Annotated in this window: 18 protein-coding genes and 2 pseudogenes; 13 read left to right on the top strand and 7 right to left on the bottom strand. The window is 69.7% G+C overall.

The window, feature by feature from the left end:
- Positions 1–34 precede the first annotated feature (34 nt).
- Together ACIREI_RS22855 and ACIREI_RS22850 are read left to right on the top strand one after the other, a co-directional pair.
- Positions 35–703: a class I SAM-dependent methyltransferase gene (locus ACIREI_RS22855; protein WP_403335663.1), complete on the top strand. Its 669-nt coding sequence runs from the start codon at positions 35–37 to the stop codon at positions 701–703.
- A 297-nt stretch (positions 704–1,000) separates the two neighbouring features.
- A complete protein-coding gene (locus ACIREI_RS22850) occupies positions 1,001–2,173 on the top strand; it encodes a tyrosine-type recombinase/integrase (RefSeq protein ID WP_403335660.1) in 1,173 nt (390 codons plus the stop codon).
- Positions 2,174–2,294: 121 nt separating this feature from the next.
- On the opposite strand, the gene ACIREI_RS22845 is transcribed toward ACIREI_RS22850, so the two are convergent.
- From ACIREI_RS22845 to argG, 4 genes are all read right to left on the bottom strand, one after another.
- Positions 2,295–3,824, bottom strand: a complete 1,530-nt coding sequence (locus ACIREI_RS22845) for a helix-turn-helix domain-containing protein (protein ID WP_403335657.1) — start codon at positions 3,822–3,824, stop codon at positions 2,295–2,297.
- A 64-nt stretch (positions 3,825–3,888) separates the two neighbouring features.
- On the bottom strand, positions 3,889–4,086 hold the full coding sequence (locus ACIREI_RS22840) for a DUF4236 domain-containing protein (RefSeq protein WP_369173088.1): 198 nt from the start codon (positions 4,084–4,086) through the stop codon (positions 3,889–3,891).
- 70 nt (positions 4,087–4,156) lie between these two features.
- Entirely contained in the window at positions 4,157–4,708 is a 552-nt protein-coding gene (locus ACIREI_RS22835) for an AAA family ATPase (RefSeq protein WP_403335654.1), read from the bottom strand.
- 119 nt (positions 4,709–4,827) lie between these two features.
- Positions 4,828–6,282 (bottom strand): argininosuccinate synthase, encoded by a 1,455-nt coding sequence (gene argG / locus ACIREI_RS22830; protein WP_403335652.1) that lies wholly within the window; start codon positions 6,280–6,282, stop codon positions 4,828–4,830.
- Positions 6,283–6,872: 590 nt separating this feature from the next.
- Here argG and acnA point away from each other — a divergent pair.
- From acnA to ACIREI_RS22800, 6 genes are all read left to right on the top strand, one after another.
- Entirely contained in the window at positions 6,873–9,590 is a 2,718-nt protein-coding gene (acnA, locus tag ACIREI_RS22825; protein WP_403335649.1) for an aconitate hydratase AcnA, read from the top strand.
- Positions 9,591–9,734: 144 nt separating this feature from the next.
- Positions 9,735–10,169, top strand: a complete 435-nt coding sequence (locus ACIREI_RS22820) for a DNA-binding response regulator (protein ID WP_403335646.1) — start codon at positions 9,735–9,737, stop codon at positions 10,167–10,169.
- On the top strand, positions 10,166–11,719 hold the full coding sequence (locus ACIREI_RS22815; protein ID WP_403335644.1) for a sensor histidine kinase: 1,554 nt from the start codon (positions 10,166–10,168) through the stop codon (positions 11,717–11,719). Before ACIREI_RS22820 ends, ACIREI_RS22815 begins: the two co-directional genes overlap by 4 nt.
- Before the next feature lie 231 nt (positions 11,720–11,950).
- Positions 11,951–13,045, top strand: a complete 1,095-nt coding sequence (locus ACIREI_RS22810; RefSeq protein ID WP_403335641.1) for a lytic polysaccharide monooxygenase — start codon at positions 11,951–11,953, stop codon at positions 13,043–13,045.
- A gap of 142 nt (positions 13,046–13,187) precedes the next feature.
- On the top strand, positions 13,188–14,453 hold the full coding sequence (locus tag ACIREI_RS22805) for a glycosyltransferase family 4 protein (protein ID WP_403335638.1): 1,266 nt from the start codon (positions 13,188–13,190) through the stop codon (positions 14,451–14,453).
- Positions 14,450–15,322 carry a transferase gene (locus ACIREI_RS22800; protein ID WP_403335636.1) on the top strand — a complete coding sequence of 291 codons (873 nt, stop codon included), beginning with the start codon at positions 14,450–14,452 and terminating at the stop codon, positions 15,320–15,322. The genes ACIREI_RS22805 and ACIREI_RS22800 overlap by 4 nt, the downstream gene beginning before the upstream one ends.
- A gap of 12 nt (positions 15,323–15,334) precedes the next feature.
- Here the strand turns inward: ACIREI_RS22800 and ACIREI_RS22795 are convergent, their stop codons facing one another.
- A complete protein-coding gene (locus ACIREI_RS22795) occupies positions 15,335–16,327 on the bottom strand; it encodes an acetylxylan esterase (protein WP_403335633.1) in 993 nt (330 codons plus the stop codon).
- A gap of 184 nt (positions 16,328–16,511) precedes the next feature.
- Here ACIREI_RS22795 and ACIREI_RS22790 point away from each other — a divergent pair, with 184 nt between their 5' ends.
- From ACIREI_RS22790 to ACIREI_RS22770, 5 genes are read left to right on the top strand one after another with little or no spacing between them, the layout of a single operon-like run.
- The gene (locus ACIREI_RS22790) at positions 16,512–17,507 is read left to right on the top strand and encodes an ABC transporter permease (RefSeq protein WP_403335630.1); all 996 of its coding nucleotides are present in this window, start codon (positions 16,512–16,514) and stop codon (positions 17,505–17,507) included.
- Positions 17,501–18,373 carry a carbohydrate ABC transporter permease gene (locus ACIREI_RS22785; protein WP_403335627.1) on the top strand — a complete coding sequence of 291 codons (873 nt, stop codon included), beginning with the start codon at positions 17,501–17,503 and terminating at the stop codon, positions 18,371–18,373. The genes ACIREI_RS22790 and ACIREI_RS22785 overlap by 7 nt, the downstream gene beginning before the upstream one ends.
- Before the next feature lie 22 nt (positions 18,374–18,395).
- Positions 18,396–20,051 (top strand): extracellular solute-binding protein, encoded by a 1,656-nt coding sequence (locus ACIREI_RS22780; protein ID WP_403335624.1) that lies wholly within the window; start codon positions 18,396–18,398, stop codon positions 20,049–20,051.
- A complete protein-coding gene (locus ACIREI_RS22775) occupies positions 20,048–20,731 on the top strand; it encodes a hypothetical protein (RefSeq protein ID WP_403335621.1) in 684 nt (227 codons plus the stop codon). The genes ACIREI_RS22780 and ACIREI_RS22775 overlap by 4 nt, the downstream gene beginning before the upstream one ends.
- Complete coding sequence (locus ACIREI_RS22770; RefSeq protein ID WP_403335618.1) at positions 20,728–22,797, top strand: beta-galactosidase; 2,070 nt, start codon at positions 20,728–20,730, stop codon at positions 22,795–22,797. Before ACIREI_RS22775 ends, ACIREI_RS22770 begins: the two co-directional genes overlap by 4 nt.
- On the opposite strand, the pseudogene ACIREI_RS22765 reads toward ACIREI_RS22770, so the two are convergent.
- Together ACIREI_RS22765 and ACIREI_RS22760 are read right to left on the bottom strand one after the other, a co-directional pair.
- Positions 22,769–23,771 (bottom strand): annotated as a pseudogene (locus tag ACIREI_RS22765) (sensor histidine kinase). The gene ACIREI_RS22770 and the pseudogene ACIREI_RS22765 overlap by 29 nt on opposite strands.
- Positions 23,749–24,405: pseudogene (locus ACIREI_RS22760) on the bottom strand (response regulator transcription factor); the annotation flags it as partial. The pseudogenes ACIREI_RS22760 and ACIREI_RS22765, both read right to left, overlap by 23 nt.
- Positions 24,406–24,419 lie beyond the last annotated feature (14 nt).

Genomic DNA, 24,419 nt, shown 5'->3' with positions numbered 1-24,419 from the left:
CCCCAAGTCCTCCGTGCGGTCCTATGGTTGGCTGATGCGCGCACACCCTATTGACCGCCCGGCCGATCTCGACGTCGTACGTGAGTCCTACGACCGGGTGGCCGACAACTATGCCCACATGGTCGTGACGACGGGAGTCGGCGACATCCGCAGGGATCCGTGGCTCAAGGCGTCGATCGACGCCTTCGCTGACACCGTGCGCGGGCTCGGGCCTGTCCTCGATGTCGGCTGCGGGCCCGGAACGGTGACCGCCTACCTTGCTGAACGCGGACTCGACGTGTCCGGGGTGGATCTCTCTCCTCGCATGATCGAGAACGCGCGCCGACTTCATCCGGAGTGCCGCTTCGCTGTCGCTTCCGCCACCGAACTCGACCTCGGTGAAGCGTCCCTGGGCGGCGTGCTCGGGTGGTGGTCGCTGTTCAACCTCCCCCGTGACGTCCTTCCCCAGGTCCTCGCCCTGTTCGCGCGCGCGTTGAAGCCAGGCGGACACTTCATCACCGGAACACACGTCGGCGACGAGGACGCGGTGCGCACCGAGGCTTACGGAGGCGTACCCGTCCACTGGACGACCCACAAGTGGCGGCCGGAACAACTCGTCAACCTGATCGAGCAGGCCGGCCTGAACCCGGTCGCCGAATTGCGGCTGCCCCCGACGGACTACAGCGGGCCCGGTCTCGTCGTCATGGCCAAACGCCCCAGCTGACGATCAGGCGTCGAAGTGGCGCAGGGTCTTCGGCCGGGATCCATGACCTGACGCCTACCGCTATTTTCCGTTCGGATACTCCCCGAGGGCCGACTCCCGCTCCAACCAGGCCCTCGACCCACTCAACGTCCCTCCTCAGGAGCGGTCCGCCCGCTTGTTGGGCGCCTGACGCGCCGAGCGCCGTAGAGCGCCGTCTTCATCCCCTTCGAAAAGGAGCTCCACCTGGCCGGCTACATAGAAGACCGATGGCTGAAGAAGCGCCCCAATCCGAAGACCGGCAAGCGCGAGCGCACCGCCATGTACGGCAAGTGCACCCGCTACCGAGTCAAGGGCATCCCCGGCGTCAAGGACCGTTCCTTCGACGCCCTCCAGGACGCCAAGACCTGGCTCGCCCAGGCCCAGACCGACGCACGACGAGGCGAGTTCGTCGATCCACGTGATGGAGCCATCTCCCTCAAGGACTACATCGAGACCCACTGGTGGCCCACCCAGAGTGGCGACCCGTCCACCCTCGAACGCATCGAGCAGCGGGTGCGTCGGCACATCGTCCCGCACCTCGGCGCGCTGCCGCTCAACAGCGTCGGCACCGAAGCGCTGCGAAGCTGGAAGAAGCGGCTGGAGAAGGACCTCGGCCCTACTTCGATCCGACTTGTCTGGGCGACGCTGTCCGGCGTACTGCAGGCTGCCGTCGAAGACCGTCGACTTGCACGCAACCCGTGCCGCGCGAGTACGGTCCGCCCTCCTGCTGCTGCACCGGGTCGGGTTGAGGCGTGGCCGCCCGAGCGGGTCCTGGCGGTACGCGCGGCTCTGTCCGAGCGCTACCGGGTCCTCGTCGAGATCGGTGCCGGCCTTGGCCTCCGCCAAGGAGAGGCGTTCGGTCTGGCTGCGGAGGACATCGACTTCGAGGCGGAAGTAGTCCATGTCCGGCGCCAGGTCAAGATGGTGCGGACGAAGCTGTGCTTCGCGCTTCCCAAGGGCCGCAAGGTCCGTGATGTGCCCCTGCCCCCCAGCGTGGCCAAAGCCCTGCGGCAGCACATGGAGCTCTTCGCACCTGTGCCCGTCACGATGGCTTGGGACGACCCGCGCCCGGCAGAGACGCCGGTAGAGGCGAAGCACAGAAGGCCGAGGACCTACAACCTCCTGGTGACCGGCCGCGAGCGAAAGGCGATCAACCGGAACTACTTCAACTCCTACGTCTGGAAGCCCGCCCTGGCCGGGGCCGGCGTGATCGCCACGTTGGAGGAGAGTGCCCCGGACGGGGCGCGAGTATGGGAGCCGTCCCGAGAGCACGGCTACCATGCCCTGCGCCACTTTTACGCCTCCGAGCAACTGGAGGCCGGCGAGTCGATCGTGTCCCTGGCCCGATGGCTCGGCCACTCCGACCCCGGGTTCACGCTCCGGAAGTACGCGCACTTCCTGCCCCGCGCGGGTGCACGCGGCAGCGCCGCCATCGACGCGGTCTTCGCGTAGCCCGGACGGCCGGCGGAAGCCGGTCCAGGGCCAAAGTCCCAGAGAAGTCCCAGAGGTGCCGCCGCAGCCCTTATTGACCCTCATTCGTGCAGGTCAGACAGGGTGCGGCGGCATCCGCACATCAGATGTCCCGGAAGGTCTCGATCTGCGCCCCGATGGAGTTCAGCCGCTCCGCGAGGTCCTCGTAACCGCGGTTGATGACATACACGTTGCGCAGCACGGACGTGCCCTCCGCCGCCATCATCGCCAGCAGGACGACCACGGCCGGCCGCAGTGCAGGCGGGCACATCATCTCGGCGGCGCGCCAGCGGGTGGGGCCCTCGACCAGGACGCGGTGCGGGTCCAGCAACTGCAGCCTGCCGCCGAGGCGGTTGAGGTCGGTCAGATAGATCGCGCGGTTGTCGTAGACCCAGTCGTGGATCAGCGTCTTGCCCTGCGCGGCCGCGGCGATGGCCGCGAAGAAGGGGACGTTGTCGATGTTCAGGCCGGGGAACGGCATCGGGTGGATCTTGTCGATCGGCGCCTCCAGCTTGGAGGGCCGTACGGTGAGGTCCACCAGTCGCGTACGGCCGTTGTCCGCGAAGTACTCGGGCGTACGGTCGTGGTCGAGCCCCATCTCCTCGAGGACCGCCAGCTCGATCTCCAGGAACTCGATCGGCACCCGGCACACCGTCAGCTCCGACTCGGTGACCACGGCGGCGGCCAGCAGGCTCATCGCCTCGACCGGGTCCTCGGACGGCGAGTAGTCCACGTCCACGTCGATGTTCGGCACGCCGTGCACGGTGAGCGTGGTGGTGCCGATGCCCTCGACCCGGACGCCGAGCGCCTCCAGGAAGAAGCAGAGGTCCTGGACCATGTAGTTGGAGGACGCGTTGCGGATGACCGTCACGCCGTCGTGCCGCGCGGCGGCCAGCAGCGCGTTCTCGGTCACGGTGTCGCCGCGCTCGGTCAGCACGATCGGGCGGTCGGGGCGTACGTCACGGTCGACCATGGCGTGGTACTGACCCTCGGTCGCCGCCACGTCCAGACCGAACCGGCGCAGCGCGATCATGTGCGGCTCGATGGTCCGCGTACCGAGGTCGCAGCCGCCGGCGTACGGCAGCTTGAAATGGGTCATACGGTGCAGCAGCGGGCCGAGGAACATGATGATGGACCGTGTGCGTACGGCGGCCTCGGCGTCGATCGCCGCCATGTTCAGCTCGGCCGGCGGCACGAGTTCCAGGTCGACGCCGTCGTTGATCCAACGGGTGCGCACACCGATGGAGTTGAGGACCTCCAGGAGGCGGTAGACCTCCTCGATGCGGGCGACGCGGCGCAGCACCGTGCGCCCCTTGTTGAGCAGCGAGGCGCACAGCAGGGCCACGCAGGCGTTCTTGCTGGTCTTGACGTCGATGGAACCGGACAGCCGACGTCCGCCGACGACCCTCAGATGCATCGGGCCGGCGTAACCCAGGGACACGATCTCGCTGTCCAGGGCTTCACCGATTCGGGCGATCATCTCAAGGCTGATGTTCTGGTTGCCGCGCTCGATGCGATTCACGGCGCTCTGGGAGGTGCCGAGCGCCTCGGCCAGCTGCGCCTGTGTCCAGCCTCGGTGTTGCCGGGCGTCACGGATGAGCTTGCCGATGCGTACGAGGTAATCGTCTGCCATGAGGTTGAGGTTATCTCAGATATGAGATGGCACATCCCAGGGGGGCCGTTCGAGTGACGGACCGTCAACGTCGCCTGGCGGCACGGGTACGCCGCCACCCGAAAGGTCCGGGCAAATCCATCGATGTCGTACGACGTCCCGTACTGCTGTGTGTGCGCCGCGGGCCGTGCCTGCCGCCGGTGGTGATGGACCAGGAGTGCCGGTTGATGTTCAGCCGCACGCCGGGCAGGATCCGGAAGCTCTTGCGGAATGTGAGGGGCATGGACGCCTCCCTCCGAGGTCGAGGTACGTGTTCCCCGGTTACCCCGACTTGGCGAACTGATGGCAGTTCGTCACGGAGAGGCCTCGGATGCAGTGCCGGGAACGGTGTCGGCGACCAGCCGGGCGACCTGCGGAGGGGAGAGCCGGGACGTGTCGACGACCTCGGCCTCTCGGGTGAGCCAGGGCAGGGCCTCCCGGTAGACGGCGCGATGGTCGAGGCGCCACTGGCGGGCCTGCGGAAACCGGGTGTTGGTCTCGCTGTCCGTCTCGATCCGGCCGGTGAGCGTGTCCGGGTCCGAGTGGAGTACGAAGTGGTGGACCGGGATGCCGTACTTCTCCAGGCCGGTGCGGATCTCCGTCCAGTACCGCTCGACGAGAACCGTCTGCGGCACCACGAGCGTGCTACCGAGGTAGCCGAGCAGTTGCGCGGCGGTCTCCACCACGAGATGGCGCCACGGCGGCCAGTCCTGGAAGTCGCCGACCGGGGGGAGCTTCTCGACATGTCTCAGCATGTAGCCGACGGTTTCGGCGTCGAAGATCGTCGCGTCCGGGACGAGACCGACCAGCTCGTTCGCGGTGGTCGTCTTGCCTGCGCCGAAGGTTCCGTTCAGCCAGAGGATCACGCGGTGAGCCTAATGGCGCGGGCCCCGGGGCGGGCGGGGAACGAACGGAAAGGGCCGGCCCGGCGCTGTGCGCGCCGGGCCGGCCCTTTCGGTGGTCCCACCCTCGTCGTGGCCGGTCGTCAGTCCGTGCCCGACTCCATCGCGGCCCGGTCCAGCAGGGCGTCCTGCTCGGAGACCTCGCCGCGGGAGGCGATGGCCTCCGCGCCGCCCTGGGGCATCTCCGGCATGGTGCCGATCAGCCCGGTCGCGGCCGCCTGGGAGGCGCCGACGGCGGGGCTGCCGGTGCCGATCAAGCCGAGGCCGACGTACTGCTCCAGCTTGGCGCGCGAGTCGGCGATGTCGAGGTTGCGCATGGTGAGCTGGCCGATCCGGTCCACCGGGCCGAACGCCGAGTCCTCGGTGCGCTCCATGGAGAGCTTGTCCGGGTGGTACGAGAACGCCGGACCCGTCGTGTCGAGGATCGAGTAGTCCTCGCCGCGCCGCAGGCGCAGGGTGACCTCGCCGGTGACGGCCGCGCCGACCCACCGCTGCAGCGACTCACGGATCATCAGCGCCTGCGGGTCCAGCCAGCGGCCCTCGTACATGAGGCGACCCAGGCGCCGGCCCTCGTTGTGGTACTGGGCGAGGGTGTCCTCGTTGTGGATCGCGTTGACCAGGCGCTCGTACGCGGCGTGCAGCAGGGCCATGCCCGGCGCCTCGTAGATGCCGCGGCTCTTGGCCTCGATGATCCGGTTCTCGATCTGGTCCGACATGCCCAGGCCGTGGCGGCCGCCGATGGCGTTGGCCTCCATCACCAGGTCGACGGGGGAGGCGAACTCCTTGCCGTTGATGGTGACCGGGCGGCCCTGCTCGAAGCCGATCGTCACGTCCTCTGCGGCGATCTCGACCGACGAGTCCCAGAACCGGACACCCATGATCGGCTCGACGGTCTCGATGCCGGTGTCCAGGTGCTCCAGCGTCTTGGCCTCGTGGGTGGCGCCCCAGATGTTGGCGTCGGTGGAGTACGCCTTCTCCGTCGAGTCCCGGTAGGGCAGGTCGTGGGCGACCAGCCACTCCGACATCTCCTTGCGGCCGCCGAGCTCGGTCACGAAGTCCGCGTCCAGCCAGGGCTTGTAGATCCGCAGGTTCGGGTTGGCCAGCAGGCCGTACCGGTAGAACCGCTCGATGTCGTTGCCCTTGAAGGTCGAGCCGTCGCCCCAGATCTGGACGTCGTCCTCGAGCATCGCCCGCACCAGCAGGGTGCCGGTGACGGCGCGGCCGAGCGGCGTGGTGTTGAAATACGCCCGCCCGCCCGAGCGGATGTGGAACGCCCCGCAGGTGAGCGCGGCCAGCCCCTCCTCGACCAGCGCCGCCCGGCAGTCGACCAGGCGCGCGACCTCGGCGCCGTAGGTCTTCGCGCGGCCGGGCACCGAGGCGATGTCGGGTTCGTCGTACTGGCCGATGTCAGCGGTGTAGGTGCACGGGACGGCGCCCTTGTCGCGCATCCAGGCGACCGCGACCGAGGTGTCGAGACCGCCCGAGAAGGCGATGCCGACGCGCTCGCCGGTGGGGAGGGAGGTGAGGACCTTGGACATGGGAAGAGTATGCATGATTCCGCATGATCATGCAAAGGGCTGTGCTGAAGCCCTGGCTTCGGCGGGATGGGGAGGGGTCTCGCGAGGTGGTCGGGGCCGTGTGCGGCGGCCCTGTGCGGGGTGATCTGGCGCGTCCGGCCTCGCTGGACATGCTCCCGGCGGATCCGGAAGTCGCGTCTGGCGGCGAGATCGCGGCTGGGGTTGGAGGCGCGCTGCCGGTCGAATCGGGTCGCGCCGGCTCGGTGGGCGCCACCACCTGCGGAATGGGGGCTCCGTCGCGCTGGTCGGCAACGCGCTCTCCGCCCGGCTGGCAGCTGAGGCTGCGGGGCGGCCGAGGCTCATATGGCGGCCGTGGAGGGCGCCGCACAGGGCCGGACGCTCCTCTTTGACGCGCGCGAGGGGGAGGTCGGGCATGACCATCCCGGCCCCATGTACTAGAGTTATCTCGACATCGAGATATCTGCCCGAGGTGCACCGCAGCCGCCACCCCGGTAAGGGTTACCTAACTTAGCCTTACCTTAGCGGATCGGCCAAGACGCCGTGGCGGCAGGATCGTGGTGAGTACGCGCACATCAATGAAGGAGACTGTCGTGTCGGCGAACAGCTTCGACGCCCGCAGCACGCTGCAGGTGGGCGACGAGTCGTACGAGATCTTCCGGCTGGACAAGGTCGAGGGCGCCGCGCGCCTCCCCTACAGCCTGAAGGTGCTGCTGGAGAACCTCCTCCGCACCGAGGACGGCGCGAACATCACCGCCGACCACATCCGCGCCCTCGGCGGCTGGGACTCCCAGGCCCAGCCGTCGCAGGAGATCCAGTTCACGCCGGCCCGCGTGATCATGCAGGACTTCACCGGCGTGCCCTGTGTGGTGGACCTCGCGACCATGCGTGAGGCCGTCAAGGCCCTCGGCGGCGACCCGGCCAAGGTCAACCCGCTCTCGCCGGCCGAGATGGTCATCGACCACTCCGTCATCGCCGACAAGTTCGGCACGTCCGACGCCTTCAAGCAGAACGTCGACCTGGAGTACGGCCGCAACAAGGAGCGCTACCAGTTCCTGCGCTGGGGCCAGACCGCCTTCGACGACTTCAAGGTCGTCCCGCCCGGCACCGGCATCGTCCACCAGGTGAACATCGAGCACCTGGCGCGCACGGTCATGGTCCGCAACGGCCAGGCCTACCCCGACACCCTCGTCGGCACCGACTCGCACACCACCATGGTCAACGGGCTCGGCGTCCTCGGCTGGGGCGTCGGCGGTATCGAGGCCGAGGCCGCGATGCTCGGCCAGCCGGTCTCGATGCTCATCCCGCGCGTCGTCGGCTTCAAGCTCACCGGCGAGCTGCCCACCGGCACCACCGCCACCGACCTCGTGCTGACCATCACCGAGATGCTCCGCAAGCACGGTGTCGTCGGCAAGTTCGTCGAGTTCTACGGCGAGGGCGTCGCCGCCACCTCCCTGGCCAACCGCGCCACCATCGGCAACATGTCGCCGGAGTTCGGCTCCACCGCCGCGATCTTCCCGATCGACGACGAGACCATCAAGTACCTGAAGCTCACCGGCCGCTCCGAGCAGCAGCTCGCGCTCGTCGAGGCGTACGCCAAGGAGCAGGGCCTCTGGCTGGACCCGAAGGCCGAGCCGGACTTCTCCGAGAAGCTGGAGCTCGACCTGTCGACGGTCGTCCCGTCGATCGCCGGCCCGAAGCGTCCGCAGGACCGCATCGTCCTCGCGAACGCCGCCGAGCAGTTCAAGCTGGACGTACGCAACTACGTGGACACCGTGGACGAGGCGGGCCAGGAGTCCTTCCCGGCCTCCGACGCCCCGGCCGTCGCCCCGAACGGCGCCCCGTCCAACCCGGTCACCGTGACCGCCCCCGACGGCTCGACGTACGAGATCGACCACGGTGCGGTGACGGTTGCGGCCATCACTTCCTGCACCAACACCTCCAACCCGTACGTCATGGTCGCCGCCGCGCTGGTCGCGAAGAAGGCCGTGGAGAAGGGCCTGACCCGCAAGCCCTGGGTCAAGACCACCCTCGCCCCGGGTTCGAAGGTCGTCACCGACTACTTCGACAAGGCGGGCCTCACCCCGTACCTCGACAAGGTCGGCTTCAACCTCGTCGGCTACGGCTGCACCACCTGCATCGGCAACTCCGGCCCGTTGCCGGAGGAGGTCTCCAAGGCCGTCAACGACCACGACCTCGCGGTCACCTCGGTCCTCTCCGGCAACCGGAACTTCGAGGGCCGTATCAACCCCGACGTCAAGATGAACTACCTGGCGTCCCCGCCGCTGGTCGTCGCCTACGCCATCGCGGGCTCCATGAAGGTGGACATCACCAAGGACGCCCTCGGCACCGACCAGGACGGCAACCCGGTCTTCCTGAAGGACATCTGGCCCTCCGAGGCCGAGGTCAACGACGTCGTCGCCAACGCCATCGGCGAGGACATGTTCTCGAAGTCGTACGAGGACGTGTTCGCCGGTGACGCCCAGTGGCAGGCGCTGTCGATCCCGACCGGCGACACCTTCGAGTGGGACGCCGAGTCGACCTACGTCCGCAAGCCCCCGTACTTCGAGGGCATGACGATGGAGACCACCCCGGTCTCCGACATCACCGGCGCCCGTGTCCTCGCGAAGCTCGGCGACTCGGTGACCACGGACCACATCTCGCCCGCCGGTGCCATCAAGGCCGACACCCCGGCCGGCAAGTACCTCACCGAGCACGGTGTGGAGCGTCGTGACTTCAACTCCTACGGCTCCCGCCGAGGCAACCACGAGGTCATGATCCGCGGTACGTTCGCCAACATCCGCCTGCGCAACCAGATCGCGCCGGGCACCGAGGGCGGCTACACCCGCGACTTCACGCAGGAGGGCGGCCCGGTCTCCTTCATCTACGACGCGTCGCAGAACTACCAGGCCGCCGGCACCCCGCTGGTCATCCTGGGCGGCAAGGAGTACGGCTCCGGCTCGTCCCGCGACTGGGCCGCGAAGGGCACCGCGCTGCTCGGCGTCAAGGCCGTGATCACCGAGTCGTACGAGCGCATCCACCGCTCGAACCTCATCGGCATGGGCGTCCTGCCGCTGCAGTTCCCGGCGGGCCAGTCGGCCGACTCGCTCGGCCTGACCGGCGAGGAGACCTTCTCCATCACGGGCGTGACCGAGCTGAACAACGGCACCACCCCGAGCACGGTCAAGGTCACCACCGACACGGGCGTCGAGTTCGACGCGGTCGTCCGCATCGACACCCCCGGTGAGGCCGACTACTACCGCAACGGCGGCATCATGCAGTACGTGCTGCGCAGCCTGATCCGGAAGTAAGCCTTCCCGCAGGCCATTTGAGGGCCGCGTTCCCGGTGCCGGGGGCGCGGCCCTTCGCCGTGCCCACGCGGAAAGACCCCAGGTCATCACCCACCCTCAGGTGGAACACAGGATTCCCTCAGCGGACGGGGACAGGATCGGGACATGACCGCCACCACCGGGTTCCGAAACGGCCGCGTCCGTGTACTCATCGTCGACGACGAGCCCGCGCTCACCGACGTGCTCTCCGGGGCCGTCGAGGAGGCGGGCTGGCGGCCCTACCCGGCACTCGACGGACAGAGCGCGCTGAGGATCGCGCGCGGCTGCCCGCCGCACGCCGTCGTGCTCGACGGGATGCTGCCCGACCCGGACGGCCTGCAGGTGCTGCGCCGCCTGAGATACGAGAGCCCGGAGCTGCGCGTGCTCAGCAAGTCCCAGATCCTCGACCACGTCTGGAGCAGCTCCTTCGACGGCGGCGGCAACCTGGTCGAGGTCTACCTCTCCGGCCTGCGGCGCAAGATCGACAAGGGCCGGGCGCCGATGATCCATACGGTGCGCGGGCTCGGGTACGCCATCAGGCCGGTGGAGGACGGGAGATGAACACGGTGACGTCCCGCAAGCCGTGGCCGAGGCCGCGCACCCGCTCGATGCGCACCCGGCTGCTCCTCTTCATCGGCGCGACCCTCGTCGCCGTGTGCGCCGCTATGGCGCTCACCACCGTGTTCGTCCAACGCGCCTATCTGCTGGGCAACCTGGACGACCGGGTCACCAACGCCGCCGAACGCAGCCTGGGCGGGGCCCTGCTCCACCCGGAGCTCGCGGACGACCTGGGCTTCCTCAACGAGAACGGGCATCCGGCCGGCATGCTCGCCGCCCGGTTCGACGACGACGGCGACATCCTCTCCGCCGAGGTCGTCAGCCAGGACGCGGCCCCGCGGAACCTCACCGACGCCCAGCGCGCGGCCCTCACCGGCATCGAGGCCGACGGCCGCAAGCACACCCGGAGCGTGCCCGGCCTCGGCACCTACCGGATCACCGCGCTCGACAGCGACGGCGTGCGGGTGCTGACCGGGCTGCCGATGGACGACGTACAGGACATGATCAGCGGCCTGGTCGTGGTGGAGGCGGTCGTCGCGGGCGCCGGACTCACCGTCGCGGGCTGCGTGTGCGCCGTCGTCATACGGCGCCAGCTGCGGCCCCTCGGCCGGGTCGCCGCCACCGCCGCCGAGGTCTCCCGCGCGCCGCTCGACCGCGGCGAGGTGGCCGGCCTCACCCGCGTCCCGGCCGGGGACACCGACCCCGCCAGCGAGGCCGGCCAGGTCGGCGCCGCGCTCAACCGCATGATCGACCACGTCGAGTCCTCCCTCACCGCCCGCCAGCGCACCGAGGAACGCATGCGCCGCTTCCTCGCCGACGCCAGCCACGAACTGCGCACCCCGCTCGCCTCGATCGCCGGCTACGCCGAACTCATGAACCGCGGCACCGACCGGATCGAGCCGGTGCTCGCCTGGCGCCGGGTCTCCGCCGAGTCGGCCCGTATGACGGGGCTGGTCGAGGACCTGCTCCTGCTGGCCCGGCTGGACGAGGGGCGCCCGCTGCAGTCCACGGAGGTGGACATGGCGGCCCTGGTCGCCGAGGCGGTGTGGGACGCGCGGGCCGCCGGGGACGGGCACGACTGGCAGCTCGAACTCCGCCTGGACGCCACGGCGCTGGTCCTCGGGGACGAGGCCCGGCTCCACCAGGTGGTGGCCAACCTGCTGGCCAACGCCCGGGTCCACACCCCCGAGGGCACGACCGTGGTCGCTTCCGTGGAGGCCGCCCCCGACCGCTGCGTGATCCGGGTGCGGGACGACGGCCCCGGCATTCCGGCCGGGCTCCTCCCACAGGTCTTCGACCGCTTCACCCGCGCCGACACCTCCCGGGCGCGCAGCGGCCCGCACAACGGCGGATCCGGTCTCGGTCTCGCCATCGTGGCGGCGATCGTCTCCGCGCACGGCGGCCGTATCGACGTGGCGAGCGAGCCGGGCCGTACGGAGTTCACCGTCGAACTGCCGCCCGTGGGAGCCGAACCGCCGCTCCTCGACACGGTGTCCGGTCCGTCCGTGCCGGCTTCGGCGCCGTCCAGGCCTGTGCTCGCCCGGAACCTCTGACGGGTCCCGGAGGACCGCACCCATCCCGGTGCGGTCCTGGTGCGCCAGGCGTTTACATCCGCGCCACACGGCGCTACCTTCCGCAGCAGACGGGGTGGGAGCGCTCCCATGGGTGGTGGACCGGAACCCGCCACCCCGGAACCGCTCCCGCCCCGTGCATCCGCACATCCGCACGCGCACACCCACACACGCATCCGCACGGCCCGTGCCTGAAGGAACGGACTGAGTGTCATGATCCTGACAAACTCAGGGGCGACCGCGCCGCCGCCCCGCCGATTAACTCTCCCCACCCGCGCCAGAGCCCTGTTCCTCGTCCTCGTCTCCCTGCTCGCGACCATCCCGGCCGTCGCCCTCGTCATGACTGCCGGCGGCGAGGCGGAGGCCCACGGCACCCCCATGAAACCGGGCAGCCGTACCTTCCTGTGCTGGCAGGACGGCCTCACCGACACCGGTGAGATCAAGCCGGTGAACCCGGCCTGCAAGGCGGCCCAACAGGTCAGCGGCACAACGCCGTTCTACAACTGGTTCTCGGTGCTGCGCTCCGACGGCGCCGGCCGCACCCGTGGCTTCGTGCCCGACGGCGAACTGTGCAGCGGCGGCAACACGAACTTCACCGGCTTCAACGCGCCGCGCGACGACTGGCCGCTGACCCACCTCACCTCGGGTGCGACGGTCGACTTCTCCTACAACGCCTGGGCAGCGCACCCGGGTTGGTTCTACGTCTACATCACCAAGGACGGCTTCGACCCGAAGCAGACCCTCACCTGGGACGACATGGAGGAGCAGCCCTTCCTCTCGGTCGACCACCCGCCGCTCAACGGCTCCCCGGGCACGGTCGAGGCCAACTACTCCTGGACGGGAAAGCTTCCTGACAACAAGTCGGGCCGCCACATCATCTACATGGTCTGGCAGCGCTCGGACAGTCAGGAAACCTTCTACTCCTGCTCCGACATCGTCTTCGACGGCGGCAACGGCGAGGTGACCGGGATCAAGGAGCCCGGCAACCCGACCGACCCGGTGCCCGGCGAGTGCTCCGCCACCCGCCGTACGACCGGCAGTTGGAACGGTGGCTACCAGTCCGAGGTGACCGTGACCAACACCGGCGACGTCCCGATGCTCGGCTGGATGGTGGACTGGACGCTCCCCGCCGGCCAGAGGGTCGACAGCCTGTGGAGCGGCAACGCGACCTACAACGGTCAGGCCGTGATGGTCCACAACGCCAACTGGAACGGATCGTTGAGTCCTGGTCAGAGCACGACGTTCGGGTACGTCGTCTCCGGACCGGGCGGAGACAGTACGGCGACCCTGCCCTGCCGGGTGGGCTGAACCGCTGCTCGGGGCGGGCCCGGTGGGCGGTGAGCCGCCGTCCACCGGGCCCGTCGCCGGGGGCCGTCGAAGGGGTGTTGGACAGGAGAACAATGTGGTAACGGCGGGCAACCTGGGGGAGTTCGGCGAGGTCTAGCCCGCCATGAAGATCTCTTTCCTGCTGCACAACGCCTACGGGATCGGAGGCACGATCACCACCACGTTCAATCTGGCCCAGGCGCTGGCCGAGCGGCACGAGGTGGAGATCGTCTCCGTGCTGCGCCACCGGGAACACCCGAACTTCACCCTGGACCCCAGAGTGTCGCTGAGGCCCTTGGTGGATCTGCGCCACGAGAAGGAACATCCGCTGCATCTGAGACCGGCAAGAGTGTTTCCCGTCGCCGAGTACCGCTACCAGCAGTACAGCGAGCTGACCGACCAGCGGATCGGGGAGTGTCTGGCGGCGACCGACGCCGACGTCGTCATCGGCACCCGGCCGGGCCTCAATGTGCACCTCGCCCTCCAGGCCCCGGAGCGCGTCGTCCGCGTCGGGCAGGAGCACCTCACCCTCGACAACCATCCGCCCGGGCTGCGCACCGCACTGCGCCGGGCCTACCGCCGGCTCGATGTGCTCACCACGGTCACCGAGGCGGACGCCGCCGCCTACCGGCGCAAGATGCGGCTGCCCGGCGTCCGCGTGGCGGCGCTCCCGAACAGCGTCCCCGACCCGGTGCTGCCCGCGGCGGACGGCACCGCGAAGGTGGTGGTCGCGGCCGGCCGGCTGGTCCCGGTGAAACGTTACGACCTGCTCATCGAGGCCTTCGCCCTGGTCGCCGCCGAACACCCGGACTGGCAGCTGCGCATCTACGGCAAGGGGGAGGAGCACGCCCGGCTGCGGCAGCTCGTCCACGGTCTCGGCCTGAGCGAGAACGTCTTCCTGATGGGCGCGGCCGCCCCCATGGAGGCGGAGTGGGTCAAGGGCTCGATCGGCGCTGCCGCGTCCAACTTCGAGCCGTTCGGCATGACCATCGTCGAGGCGATGCGCTGTGGCCTGCCGGTGGTGAGCACCGACTGCCCGTACGGCCCCGGCGAGATCATCGACGACGGCGCCGACGGCCGGCTGGTCCCGGTCGGGGACCGGGACGCGCTGGGCGCCGCGCTGCTGGACCTGGTCCGCGACGACGAGCGACGCCGGCTCATGGGACGTACGGCGATGGAGAACGCGCGACGGTTCGCCCCGGCCCCGGTCGTGGAGCAGGCGGAGCGCCTGATCGACGAGGCGATCTCGGCCCGCACGGCCGGGAAACCGGCCGCACCGCAACACGGCCGAATACATCGCGCCCTGGTCAGCCAGGGCTTCGCCGCACGCGACGCCGCGTACGCGGTGGCCTCCGGCGCCCTGCGCACGGTACGGAAGGGACGTCGATGAACACGAAGCCGGGTACGACACGCGACACCACCGGAGACACCAGCCTTCGGGTCCACTGCACGACCGACGCGGACGGCCGGATCACCTTCGTCCTTCCGCGACCGGCGAACACCGCCCCCGGGTCGCCCCAGTTGCTGCTGCGGCTGCGCCCCAAGAAGGGGCAGCCCGAGAAGCTCCTGCGGGTGCTCGATCCGGAGCCCTTGGACGCCGGCCGCCTGCGCGCCGTCCTGGAGCCACAGCCCGCACTCGCCGACGGCCGGTGGGACGTGTACCTGCTCCCCGAGCCGGGAGCCGCACGGCAGCGCATGCGCCCCGGTCTGCGTGACCAGCGTGCCCTCGTCGACGGACACACCCGTGACCGGCCGTCACCGGTGGCCGTGCGGGTTCCGTACACCACCAAGGACGGCTACCTCGCGGTGCGGGCCTGGCTGCGCACCGCCCACGCGGAGGTCGAGGGCATCGAGGTCACGGACCGGTCGATGACGGTCAGGGCCCGGCTGCACGGCGCCACGCTCACCGAGACCGCCGCCGTACGGCTGCGCCTGCGGGGCACCGACGGCGTCGTACGGACGCTGGAGCCGCAGGCCGAGGGCGACGGTCGGGCGTTCTCCTTCACCGTGGACTACGAGGAGTTGGCCACCGACCGCGACCCGGACCACGGCGCCGGAACCGGCGTCTGGGACCTGTCCGTCCGGCCCGGCCTCGATGCGGGAGCCCCGGTGATCCGGATCGGCCGGCTGCTGGACGACGTGGCGGACCGCAAGGAGATCTTCGTCTATCCGACCGCCGTGGTCGGCGCTGCCACCGTGCGCCCCTACTACACGGTCGACAACGACCTCTCCGTGGAGGTGTCGGCCGGCCCGGCGTGACGTCCGTCCGGCTCACGAGGGGAGCAACACGGCCGCCAGCCAGTCCAGTTGGCGGCGCACATGCACCGCGTCACCGCCCTCGTGGCCGTTGAACGGATAGGCGTGGATCTCCCTGCGCGGATCGGCGCCCGACAGCTCCGCATAGCGGTTGAACGCGCCGTACGCCCCGCTCGGCGGGCACACCGTGTCGCGCAGGCCCACCCCGAAGTGGGCCGGTGCGTGGGCCCGTCGGGCGAAGGCGATCCCCTCCATGTAGGCGAGCGTGTCGTACGCGGCCCGCTCGGCGCCCCGGTGCACCGAGAGGTACGCGGCGATCTCGCCGTAGGGCGAGGCGTCGGTCAGGTCGAGTGCGCGCCGGATGCCGCACAGGAACGGGGCGGTGACCAGCGCCGCCGCGAGGTCGGGGACGAGTCCCGCGACGGCCAGGGCGAGCCCGCCGCCCTGGCTGTTGCCGACGGCGGCGATGCGTGCGGCGTCCACGCCAGGCAGCGCGCGCAGTGCCGCGACCGCACGTACGGCGTCCGTGATCAGGCGGCGGTAGTGGTAGTCCCGTGGGGACAGCAGGCCGCGCACGGCCGGGCCCGGGCCGCCCGGCGCCATGGCGTGCGGATCCGGGGTGGCGCCGCCGTTGCCGTACTGGTCGCCCTGGCCCCGGTTGTCCATCAGCAGATGCGCGTATCCGGCGTTCACCCAGGTCAGCCGCTCGTGCGGGAGGCCGCGGCCACGGCCGTAGCCGGCGTACTCGACGACGGCGGGCACCCGGCCGCGTACCCCGGCCGGTCTGCTGAACCACGCCCGCACGGGATCGCCGCCGAACCCCCGGAACGTCACGTCCCAGGTCTCGGTCAGCCGCAGACCGGTCTCCACCGGTCGCGCCGCCACCAACACCTCCGGCTGCGCGGCCTCCTTGAGGGTGTCGTGCCAGAACTCGTCGAAGTCGGCGGGCTCCTGGGGGTCCGGGCGGTGGTGCTCCAGTTGCTTGAGCGGCAGATCGAACGCGGGCAACGACGGCCTCCGATTGTTGCGCCTCTACAGCAGAATGTTTCGTAGTCCCTGACTCGCCCTGGTAACGGCCCCCCAACTGGCCTTCCCTGTCAGTCCCATTGACAGCCATTACACCCGCCCCTAACCTCGCCGCAAAGTTGCCGGTACGACTCCGAAACTTTCGGTGCCACCGGGAGGCCACCGCATGAGCAGCACCTCCACCACGTCGGCTCCACCGCCCGGCACGAAGGGGCCGCCGCCGACGAAGGCCCCACCCCGCCGGGGGCGGCGGCCGGCGCGCACCGGATGGCGGCGGGCGCTGCGCCGGGACTGGCAGCTGTACTCGCTGGCCGTGCTGCCGCTGCTGTTCTTCCTGGTCTTCCGCTATCTGCCGATGATCGGCAACGTGATCGCCTTCCGGCGCTTCGAGCCGGGCGGGTCGATCTTCGGCGAGGAGTGGGTGGGACTGCGCTATGTCCAGATGTTCCTCAACGACCCGACGTTCTGGCAGGTGTTCCGCAACACCCTGTGGCTCGGCGGACTCACGCTCGTCTTCTGCTTCCCGATCCCGATCGTGCTCGCGCTGCTGCTCAACGAGGTGCGCCGCAGCGCGCTGAAACGGTTCGTGCAGTCGGTGTCGTATCTGCCGCACTTCCTGTCGATCGTGATCGTCGCGGGCATCACCATGCAGATGCTCGCCACGGACGGCCCGGTCAACCACGTCCTGGGGTGGTTCGGGCACGACCCGATCCGGTTCATGCAGGAACCCGAGTGGTTCCGCACCGTCTACGTCGGCTCGGAGATCTGGCAGACCGCCGGCTGGGGCACGATCCTCTACCTCGCCGCGCTCACCACCATCGACGAGGACCTGTACGAGGCCGCCCGCATCGACGGCGCCAACCGCTGGAAGCAGATCTGGCACGTCACCCTGCCCGGCATCCGCCCGACCATGATCACGCTGCTGATCCTCAACATCGGCACGTTCATGGCGGTCGGCTTCGAGAAGGTCCTGCTGCTGTACAACCCGCTGACCTATCCGACCGCCGACGTGGTCTCGACGTATCTGTACCGCGCGGGCGTGGAGTCCAACAGCTTCAGCTACGCCGCCGCCATCGGGCTCTTCGAGGCGATCATCGGCCTGGTGCTGATCACGTCCGCCAACCAGCTCTCGCGCCGCACAGTGGGGACGAGCCTGTGGTGAAGCCGAGCCGTTCCTACCGTGTCTTCCAGGGCGTCAACGGCGTCGTCCTCACCTTGGTCGTGCTCGTCACCCTGTACCCGTTCGCCAACATCATCGCCCGCTCCTTCAGTTCCGAGCGGCACATCCGGGCCGGCGAAGTGACGCTGTGGCCCGAGGGGTTCAACCTCACCACGTACAAGATCGTGTTCCAGGACTCCATGTTCTGGCGGAACTACGGCAACACCGTGCTGTACACGGTGGTCGCCACCACCGTCGCCATGATCCTGACCACCTGCTACGCCTACGTCCTGTCGAAGAAGCACCTCAAGGGACGCGGCGTCCTCGTCGGCCTCGCCGTCTTCACCATGTTCTTCACCGGCGGCCTGATCCCCAACTACGTCCTGGTCACCAGCCTCGGCCTGAAGAACAGCGTCTGGGCCATCGCGCTCCCCAACGCGATCAGCGTGTTCAACCTCCTGGTGATGAAGGCCTTCTTCGAGAGCCTGCCGACCGAACTGGAGGAGGCCGCGCAGATCGACGGCCTGAGTACCTACGGCATCCTGCTGCGGATCGTGCTGCCCCTGTCCAAGGCGGTCGTCGCGACGATGGTGCTGTTCTACTCGGTGTCCTTCTGGAACTCCTGGTTCAGCGCCTTCCTCTACCTGGACAAGTCCGAGCTCATGCCGGTCACCGTCTACCTGCGCAACCTCATCTCGGGCGCCACCACGGGCGGCAACGCCGGTGCCGCGGACGCGCAGCTCAGCCAGGTGGGGGCGAACATCCAGGCGGTCACGATCGTGCTGACCTCGCTGCCCATCCTCTGTGTCTACCCGTTCGTCCAGCGCTACTTCGTCTCGGGCGTGATGCTCGGCGCCGTCAAGGGCTAACAAAGGAGTGTCCGTGTCATCCGTGAACAACGCAGGACAGCTGTCGCGGCGTCAGATACTTGCCGCCGCCGGGTTCATCGGCCTCGCCAGCCTCACCGGCTGCGGCAGCGGCGACGACGGAGGGGACTCCAAGGACCTGTCGAAGAAACAGAACGGCGCGATGAAGGAGTACCGCGTCGGCCAGCAGTTCAAGGCGACCAAGCCGCTGTCGTTCTCCGTCCTGCACAACAACAACCCGGTCTACCCGATGAAGGACGGCTGGCTGTTCTGGAAGGAGCTCACCAAGCGCACCGGCGTCACCTTCGACCCCGTCGCCGTCCCCCTCGTCGACTACGAGAAGAAGCGCAGCGTCCTCATCGGCTCGGGCGACGCCCCGTTCCTGATCCCCAAGACGTACCACCCCTCCGAGGTCGCGTTCGTGTCGTCGGGCGCGATCCTCCCGGTCAGCGACTACCTGCACCTGATGCCGAACTTCGAGGACAAGGTCAAGCGCTGGAAGCTGGAGCCGGAGATCGACTCCTTCCGGCAGGCCGACGGCAAGTTGTACCTGCTGCCCGGCCTGCACGAGAAGCCCAGATCCGGCTACTCGATGGCGCTGCGCACGGACGTCCTCGACCGGCTCGGTCTGAACCGGCCCGGCACCTGGGACGAGGTGTACGACGTCCTCAAGGCGATCAAGGAGGAGTACCCGGACCGTTACCCGTTCTCCGACCGCTGGAGCAAGAACACGCCCTACCCGGCCGCCGCCCTCTTCAGCTACCTCGGCCAGGCGTACGGCGTCCGGGCCGGCTGGACGTACGACAACATCAGCTGGGACGCCGACGCGCAGAAGTACGTCTTCACCGGAGCGACAGACGCCTTCCGGCAGATGATCGAGTACGTGCGCAAGCTGGTCGCCGAGAAGCTCGTGGACCCGGAGAGCTTCACCCAGACCGACGACGAGGCCGCGCAGAAACTGCTGGGCGAGAAGTCGTTCGCGATCAGCGCCAACCCGCAGGTACTGGTGCAGGAGTACCGGTACAACCTGGAGAAGCAGGTCAAGGGCGCGGAGATCGAGATGATCCCGGTGCCGCTCGGGCCGGCCGGCCCGGTGGTGCTGGGCGGCCTCCGGCTGGAGAACGGCCTCATGATCTCCAGCAAGGCACTCAAGAGCGACAGCTTCGTCGCGATGATGCAGTTCGTGGACTGGCTGTGGTACTCGGACGAGGGCCAGCGGTTCGCCCGGTGGGGCGTCGAGGGCGTCACCTACACCCGCTCCGGCGGCCAGTACAAGCCGAAGCCCGGCATCAGCCTCATGGGCTCCGACCCGGACGCCCCGAAGGACATGCAGAAGGACTACGGCTTCTACAACGGCGTCTTCGCCTACGGCGGCAGCTGGGAGCTCGTCTCCTCCATGTTCAGCCCCGACGAGAAGAAGTTCCAGGACGCCATGTCCCAGCGCGAACAGACGCCCATCGGCCCCGCCCACCCGCTGCAGTCCTTCGAGCAGGAACAGGCCTCCCTGTGGGAGACACCCCTCAGGGACCACGTCACCCAGAACACCCTCAAGTTCGCCCTCGGCAAGCGCCCGCTGTCCGAATGGGACGCGTACGTCACCGAGTTGAAGGCCAAGAACATGCAGCAGTTCGTCGACCTGCACAACAAGGCGTACGAGCGGTACAAGAAGGAGAACGGGTGAGCGGAGTGCGTACGGCCGACTTCGGCACCGGAGTCCTCTCCCGTGCCGCCGGCCTGATCCACACCCTCGTCACGGTGGAGGCGCTGCTGCTCCTCGCCGCCGCCCCGGGACTCGCCGGCCTGCTCCTCCTCGGCCCCGACCCCGCCAACCTGCCGCTGGCCGCCGTATGCCTGCTGCCGCTCGGCCCGGCCCTGTCCGCCGCGCTGTACGCCCTGCACCACCGCAGCCGCGACCTCACCGACCTGCACCCGGCCCGCGTCTACGCACGCGGCTGGCGGCTCAACGCCCTCCCGGCGCTGAAGCTCTGGGCGCCCCTGCTCGCCTGGCTGACCGTCATCGCCTTCACCCTCACCCACTTCGCCGCCACCGGCCTGCCCGGCTGGTGGGCGGTGCTGCTCGGGGCGATCGGCGCCGGCTCGCTGCTGTGGGGCGCGCACGCGCTGGTCCTCACCTCGCTGTTCGCCTTCCGGGGCCGCGACACCGCCCGCCTCGCCGCGTACTTCCTCTTCCGGCACGCCCGCGCCACCCTCGCCGCCGCCTCCCTGCTCGTCCTGGTGGCCGCGTCGACCGCCCTGCTGACCGAGGCCCTGCCCGCCCTGCTGGCCGCCCCGCTGCTGCTCTCCCTGCTGCACGGCAGCCGCCCGGTGATCGCCGAGACCGAGGAGGACTTCACCGCATGACCGCGCCGCGCACCCCGAGGATCCCGTACGGCGGCGACTACAACCCCGAGCAGTGGCCGGAGCCGGTGTGGGACGAGGACCACCGCCTGTTCACCCAGGCCGGCATCGACACCCTCACCGTCGGCGTCTTCTCCTGGTCGCTCACCCAACCGGCCCCCGACACCTACGACTTCACGCTCCTCGACCGCATCCTGGACCGAGCCGCCGCCGAGCACCGCCAGGTCTGCCTGGCCACCGGCACCGCGGCCCTCCCACCCTGGCTGGCGAAACGGCACCCCGAGGTCAACCGCACCGACTTCGAGGGCCGCCGCCACCGCTACGGCCAGCGCCACAACTTCTGCCCCAACTCACCGGCGTACCGCAGCCATGCGACCGCCATGGCGTCCCGCCTCGCCGAACGCTACGCGGACCACCCGGCGCTGCTCGCCTGGCACATCAACAACGAGTACGGCGGCGCCTGTTACTGCGATCTGTGCGCCGAGGCGTTCCGGGAGTGGCTGAGGGACAAGTACGGCACCCTCGACGCCCTCAACGACGCCTGGTGGACGGCCTTCTGGTCCCACCACTACACCGACTGGGCCGAGATCGAGCCGCCGAACGCCCTCACCGAGCACTGGCGCGGCCCCGACCACACCGCCTTCCAGGGCATCACCCTCGACTACTTCCGCTTCACCACCGACGCCCTCCTCGGCTGCTTCCTCGCCGAGAAGGAGGTGATCCGCGCCCACGACCAGGACACGCCCGTCACCACCAACTTCATGGGCATGTTTCGCCCCCTCGACTACCACCGCTGGGCGCCCCACCTCGACTTCGCCTCCTGGGACAGCTACCCGCCCCTCGACGCCCCGCCCACCTGGCCCGCCCTCGCCCACGACCTGATGCGAGGACTCAAGGACGGCGCCCCGTTCTGGCTGATGGAGCAGACCCCGTCCACGACGGCCTGCCGTGACGTCAACCCGCTGCGGCGCCCCGGCGAACTCCGCCTCGCCACCTTCCAGGCCGTCGCCCACGGCGCCGACGCCGCCCTCTACTTCCAGATGCGCGCCTCCCGCGGCGCCTGCGAGAAGTACCACGGCGCGGTCATCGGCCACGCGGGCCGCGACGACACGCGGGTGTTCCGTGAAGTGGCCGAGCTGGGCCGGGAGTTGGCGGCCCTCGGCAACGCGACCCTCGGCGCCCGCACCCCGGCCCGCACCGCCCTGCTCTTCGACTGGGACAGCTGGTGGGCCCTGGAGATCTCCGACGGCCCCTCCCGGCTGGTCAAGTACCAGGAGGTGGTCCACGCCTACTACCGGGCCGCCCGCGAGGTCGGCGCGGACGTGGACGTCGTCCCGGTCACGGCCGACCTCACGGCGTACGACGTGGTCCTCGCACCCGCCCTGCACATGGTCAAGGGCGACCTTGCCGCCCGCCTGGAGGCCGTCGCCACCCGCGGCGGCACCGTCCTGACGACCTTCCTCTCCGGGCGCGTCGACGAACACGACCGGGCCTTCCTCAGCGACGTACCCGGCCCGCTCGCGCCCCTCATGGGCGTCCGCGTCGACGAATGGGACGCGCGGCCCGCGGAGGTCGTACAGCCGGTCCAGCTGGGGCAGCTGACCTGCGAAGCCCGGCTGGTCTTCGAGATCGTGCTGCTGCGCGGCGCCGAGCCGGTCGGCACGTACGGCGCCGACTTCTACGCGGGCACACCCGCGGTGACCCGCAACCGCTTCGGCGAGCGCGGCGGCGAGGGCTGGTACGTCGCCACCGCCCTCGACCAGCCCGGCGTCGCCGAGGTCGTCCGCATGGTCCTCGCCCGCCACGACCTGCTCGGCCCCTACGCCGACCGGCCGACCGTCGAGACGGCGACCCGAATCGCCCCCGACGGCACCCGCCTCCTCTTCCTCCTCAACCACGCCCCCGAACCGGCCCACCTGACGGCCCACACCCCCGCCACCGACCTGCTGACCGGCAAGGGGGTCGAGGAGGGTGAGCTGCTGACCCTCGATCCGCTGGGCGTGGCGATCCTGAGCCTCTCGCAGCGCACGGGCACGACGCCTACGGAGTGCGGGGAAGCCGGACCGTGACGAGGAGGCCGCCGCGGGGGCGGGGGACGAGGTCGAGGGTGCCGTCGTGGGCGCGGACGATGCTGTGCACGATGGCGAGGCCCAGGCCGACGCCGGCGTGCTCGTCGGTGCGTACGCGTTCCGTTCCGCGCAGGAAGGGTTCGGTGAGGGTCGGCACCAGTTCCGGAGGGAGCGGATGGCCCGTGTTCTCGACCCGCGTTCTGGACGAGGTTCGTCACCATCCGCAGCAGGAGCTCCGCGGAGCCGCTGGCCCGTGCCGCTCCGCCGCCGACGTCGAGCGTGATCCCGCGCTGTTCGGCGAGGGGGAGCAGGGTTTCGGCTGCCTCTTCGGCGACGAGGGAGAGGTCGACGCTCTCGCGGGTGAAGGTCCCGCGGTCACTGCGGCTGAGCAGCAGGAGTGCCTCGGTGAGGTCGATCGCGCGCGTGTTGACGGCCTGCAGGCGTGCGATGAGTTCGCCCCGGCCCCGCGTGGGGTCCTTGCGGGCGACATCGAGCAGCGTCTGCGAGATGGCCAGCGGGGTGCGCAGTTCGTGGGAGGCGTTCGCGGCGAACCTCCGCTGCTCGGCGACGTGCGACTCGAGTTGTTCGAGCATGGTGTCGAACCTGTCGGCGAGTTCACGGAACTCGTCCTGGCGGCCTTCCATGCGGATCCGGTGGGAGAGCGATCCGTCCCCGGCCATCCGTGCCGCGGCCATGATCCGAGTGAGCGGTGCGAGCATCCGGCCGGCGAGGAACCATCCCCCGACGAGGCCGAACACGAGCAGGAAGACCATCTCCACGGCCGCGGCGGGGGCGAAGGTGCGCACCAGCAGGTAGCGGTTGGGGGAGACCCCGAGAAGGCCCTGGGAGTTGTCGGGTACATAGCGCAGCAGGAACCCCCACACCACGGCCAGCAGGAGAGCGCCGGCGACGGCGAGGAATCCGGCGTAGCTGAGGGTGAGTTTCAGTGCCGGTGTCGATGCGGTAGCCGACACCCGGCTCCGTGGCGATGACCCACGGCTCGCCGAGCCGTTTGCGCAGTGCGGAGACGGTGATGCGCACGGCGTTGGTGAAAGGGTCGGCGTTCTCGTCCCAGGCCCGCTCCAGCAGCTCTTCGGTGCTGACGACCCCGCCCTCGGCGGCGACGAGGACTTCGAGCACGGCGAACTGCTTGCGGGTGAGCGCGACGTAGCGCCCGTCGCGGAAGACCTCGCGGCGGAACGGGTCGAGCCGCAGGCCCGCGATCTCGCGGACCGGGGGCCGGGCGTACGCGCGCCTTCGGTCGAGCGCCCGCAGCCGCAGGACGAGCTCCCGCAGCTCGAACGGCTTGGTGAGGTAGTCGTCGGCGCCGAGCTCGAACCCGGACGCCTTGTCGTCGATCCGGTCGGCGGCGGTGAGCATGAGGATCGGGATGCCGCTGCCGGAGGCGACGATGCGCCGCGCGACCTCGTCGCCGGAGGGGCCGGGGATGTCGCGGTCGAGGACCACGAGGTCGTAGGAGTTGACGCTCAGCAGTTCCAGGGCGCGGCCGCCGTCGACGGCGATGTCGGCGGCGATCGCCTCCAGCCGCAGACCGTCACGGACGGCTTCGGCCAGGTAGGGCTCGTCCTCCACGATCAGTACGCGCATGTCGGAAACCTAAG

Origin of the sequence: Streptomyces sp. NPDC093591, from assembly GCF_044764885.1 — a bacterium.
Classification (GTDB): Bacteria; Actinomycetota; Actinomycetes; order Streptomycetales; family Streptomycetaceae; genus Streptomyces.
Note: the sequence above shows the minus strand (reverse complement) of the source record. Positions and strands in the feature narration are given on the sequence as shown.